The sequence below is a fragment of the Pseudomonas sp. CM25 genome (genome assembly GCF_013179705.1).
Lineage (GTDB): Bacteria > Pseudomonadota > Gammaproteobacteria > Pseudomonadales > Pseudomonadaceae > Aquipseudomonas.
Window position 1 is genome coordinate 1 of record NZ_JABMCW010000453.1, and the last position, 3,622, is coordinate 3,622.

General features: G+C 64.8%; 5 protein-coding genes. All 5 read right to left on the reverse strand.

Annotated elements, in window-relative coordinates:
- The coding region (gene ureC, locus HP546_RS27635; RefSeq protein ID WP_172232221.1) for an urease subunit alpha at positions 1 to 1,290 on the reverse strand (1,290 nt) is incomplete at its 3' end.
- Positions 1,287 to 1,604 (reverse strand): urease subunit beta, encoded by a 318-nt coding sequence (locus HP546_RS27640; RefSeq protein WP_172232224.1) that lies wholly within the window; start codon positions 1,602 to 1,604, stop codon positions 1,287 to 1,289. The genes ureC and HP546_RS27640, both read right to left, overlap by 4 nt.
- A gap of 19 nt (positions 1,605 to 1,623) precedes the next feature.
- Positions 1,624 to 1,926: an urease subunit gamma gene (locus HP546_RS27645; protein WP_172232227.1), complete on the reverse strand. Its 303-nt coding sequence runs from the start codon at positions 1,924 to 1,926 to the stop codon at positions 1,624 to 1,626.
- 9 nt (positions 1,927 to 1,935) lie between these two features.
- On the reverse strand, positions 1,936 to 2,769 hold the full coding sequence (locus HP546_RS27650) for an urease accessory protein UreD (RefSeq protein ID WP_172232230.1): 834 nt from the start codon (positions 2,767 to 2,769) through the stop codon (positions 1,936 to 1,938).
- Between the two features lie 284 nt (positions 2,770 to 3,053).
- The coding region (gene xerC / locus HP546_RS27655; protein ID WP_172232233.1) for a tyrosine recombinase XerC at positions 3,054 to 3,622 on the reverse strand (569 nt) is incomplete at its 5' end.

Sequence of the window (3,622 nt, forward strand, 5' to 3'; positions counted from 1 at the left end):
GGCCAGCTTGCCAGCCTCCAGCGACCCTACCTCGTGCGCGATGCCATGGGTCAGCGCCGGGTTGATGGTGTACTTGGCGATGTAGCGTTTGACCCGGAAGTTGTCGCTGTAGTCGGTATCCGGTGCCAGCGGCCCGCGGCGCAGCTTCATCTGGTGAGCGACCTGCCAGGTGCGCAGCACCACCTCGCCGACCCGGCCCATGGCCTGGGAGTCGGACGACGTCATGGCAAAGGCGCCCATGTCGTGCAGGATGTCCTCGGCAGCGATGGTTTCACGGCGAATGCGCGACTCGGCGAAGGCCACGTCCTCGGCAATGCTCGGGTCAAGGTGATGGCACACCATCAGCATGTCCAGATGCTCGTCCACGGTATTGACCGTGTACGGCAAAGTCGGGTTGGTCGAGGACGGCAGCACGTTGGCCTGTCCCGCCGCGCGGATGATGTCCGGTGCATGGCCACCCCCAGCACCTTCGGTGTGAAAGGTGTGAATGGTGCGGTCGCCGATGGCGGCCAGGGTGTCCTCGATACAGCCGGACTCGTTGAGGGTGTCGGTGTGGATCGCCACCTGAATGTCCATTTCCTCGGCCACGCCCAGGCAGCAGTCGATGGCGGCCGGCGTCGAACCCCAGTCTTCATGCAGCTTCAGGCCCACCGCACCGGCGGCGATCTGCTCGCGCAGCGCTTCAGGTCGCGAGGCATTGCCCTTGCCCAGCAGGCCGATGTTGATCGGCAGGCTGTCGGCGGCCTGGAGCATGCGCGCCAGGTACCAGGGGCCGGGGGTGCAGGTGGTGGCGTTGGTGCCAGTGGCCGGCCCGGTGCCGCCACCAATAAAGGTGGTGACGCCGCTGTTCAGTGCCTCGTCGACTTGCTGCGGGCAGATGAAATGGATATGCGAGTCGACGCCGCCGGCGGTGACGATCTTGCCCTCGGCCGCAATCACTTCGGTACCCGGGCCGACCGGCACGTTGACGCCCGGCTGCACGTCCGGGTTGCCGGCCTTGCCGATCACTGCGATGCGCCCGTGCTTGATGCCGATATCCGCTTTGACGATGCCCCAGTGGTCGATGATCAAGGCGTTGGTCAGCACCAGGTCCATGGCCTCGGCGGCCAGCATCTGGCCTTGCCCCATGCCATCACGGATAACCTTGCCGCCGCCGAACTTCACCTCTTCGCCATACACCGTGAAGTCCTTTTCGACCTCGACCCACAGCGCGGTGTCGGCCAGGCGCACACGGTCACCCACGGTCGGGCCGAACATGTCGGCATAGGCCTGACGGGAAATACGGCTCATGCCCTGCCCTCCAGCGGGCCCATCACCTTGCCCTGAAAGCCGTAGACCACGCGCTTGCCGGCGTACGCCACCAACTGCACGGTCCGCGCCTGACCGGGCTCGAAGCGCACGGCGGTGCCGGCAGGAATGTCCAGGCGAAAGCCCAGGGTCGGCGCGCGGTCGAACACCAGCGCCTGGTTGACTTCATGAAAGTGGTAATGCGAGCCGACCTGTACCGGGCGGTCGCCATGGTTGGCCACGCAAACGCTGACCGTTTCACGGCCGCAATTCAGTTCGATGTCGCCGCTGGCGACCTGTATTTCACCTGGGATCATGCAAGGCTCCGGGGCAGTTTCAGACAATGGGGTCATGCACGGTCACCAGCTTGGTGCCATCCGGGAACGTCGCTTCGACCTGCACATCGGGGAGCATTTCAGCTATACCGGGCATTACCTGGTCGCGGCTCAGCACTTCGCGCCCCAGGCTCATCAGTTCAGCGACGGTGCGGCCATCGCGGGCGCCCTCCAGCACTGCGGCACTGATCAACGCTACGGCCTCCGGGTAGTTGAGCTTCAGACCACGGGCCAGGCGCCGTTCAGCCAGCAACGCGGCGGTGAACAGCAGCAGTTTGTCTTTCTCTCTTGGGGTCAGCTCCATGGCGCTCTCTCAGGTGGCCCAGATACGCGGCGGGCAGGCGGGCAGGCCGAGGACGGCCGGGCGCAGCACATGCCACAGGCGTTGCAGGGTGTGTTGCAGGTGTTGGTTGTCATGGTCGAGCAGGCGGATCACCAGCAAAGAGCCGAGCAGGGTCGCACCGGCCGGGTTGCCCAGTGCTTCGAGCAGCGGGCGCACCTGTTCCAGTAGCGCCTGGTCGGCAGGTGCGGCACAGAAGGTGGCGAGCAGCGGGTGCCCGCCAAGCTTGTCCAACTGCCCGCCTTCGATACGCAGCCGCTCATGCAGGCCGATTTCATCGGCCTGCTCGATGTGCAGCCGGCTGTCCAGGGCTCCCTGCTCGAAACGCTCGTTCATCACCGGGCGACCCAGGCACAGGGTTTCCCACGCCAGCAGGCGGGCCCCGGGCTCAAGGGTGAAACGGCTGTCGAGGCTGGCGCGAGCGCCGGAAAAAAAGATGCTGTCCTGTGGCAGCCATTCCAGCGTGCTACCGCTGGCCAGGTGGAAGCGCTGCGCAAGCCGCGCGGTGGGGCCGATGCTGCGGTAGAACTTGCTGGCGCCGGGCATGGTCAGCAGCGCGTGGCTGCCAGGCTCCAGATGAATGTCCAGTTCCAGGCGATCGCCAGCGACGATGCCGCCAGGTGGGTGCAGCACATAGACGTGGCATGGCGGACCTTCAGGATAGAAAGGCCGCTGCACCAAAAGAGGACCGAAATGCCGCCGCGCACCAAGGCGGGTCACACCGTCGCGCTTGACGAAGCGCAGCTGCAGATGGGCGCTCCAGCCTGCGGCATCCTGTTGTTGTTCGATCTGCTCCGCGAGCGACATCCTGCGGCCCCTGAAATCCGTGGCCTGCTGGCCGTTTAGAGGGTCCGCCGTGGGCGCTTGGCAGCGCCTGCGGCCTGACCACTCGATCAAATTCGCAGGCTGGATATAGCAGGTTGCGGGCCAACTCCGCAGGTGAATGAAGATGAAACTATTTTTTGCGGGCGCTCTGGAATGGGGCGTACGGGGGATATTGTGTTTGGGGTGCCAGGTGGTCGCCACAGCATGTGCAGCGCCTGTCAGCCCTGATGCAATCCTACTGCCCCCCCCAAAAAAAACACTGAAAGTCAGTAGTCGAACCGGTCCACCGCACGCCGGCGTTCGTTGTCATCACGCCGGTCATAACTGGCCGTGGTCTGGATATTGGCATGGTGCGCCAGCTTCTGCGCAATCGACAGGTCATGCTCTTCGATCACCCGGGTAATAAACGCGCGGCGAAAGTCATGCGGCATGATCTTCACCCCCACCTGCGCACCGCGCTGGCGGGCGATGTAGTAGATCGCATGCTTGGTGATCCGCGCGCGGGTGATGTGGCTGCCACGACGGATGCGGTTGAACAGGAACGCGTCGTCTTCGGCCCCTGCCGGCAGGTCTTCGCGGCGCAGGTCCAGCCACGCCTGCAGCTTTTCAAACGCCCAGGGCGGCGCATACTTGATCAGCTGGCGGTTGCCCTTGCCCAGCACCTGCAGGCTACGCGCCTCGAAATCAACCTGATCCAGGTCGATGTCCACCGATTCCGACTTGCGCATGCCAGTGCCGTACAACAAGGCAATGATCGCTGCGTCGCGCACCCCCTGCGGCCGCGGGTCCGCCGCACACACGTCCATCAGTTCGCGGATCAGGCTGCGGCGCAGGT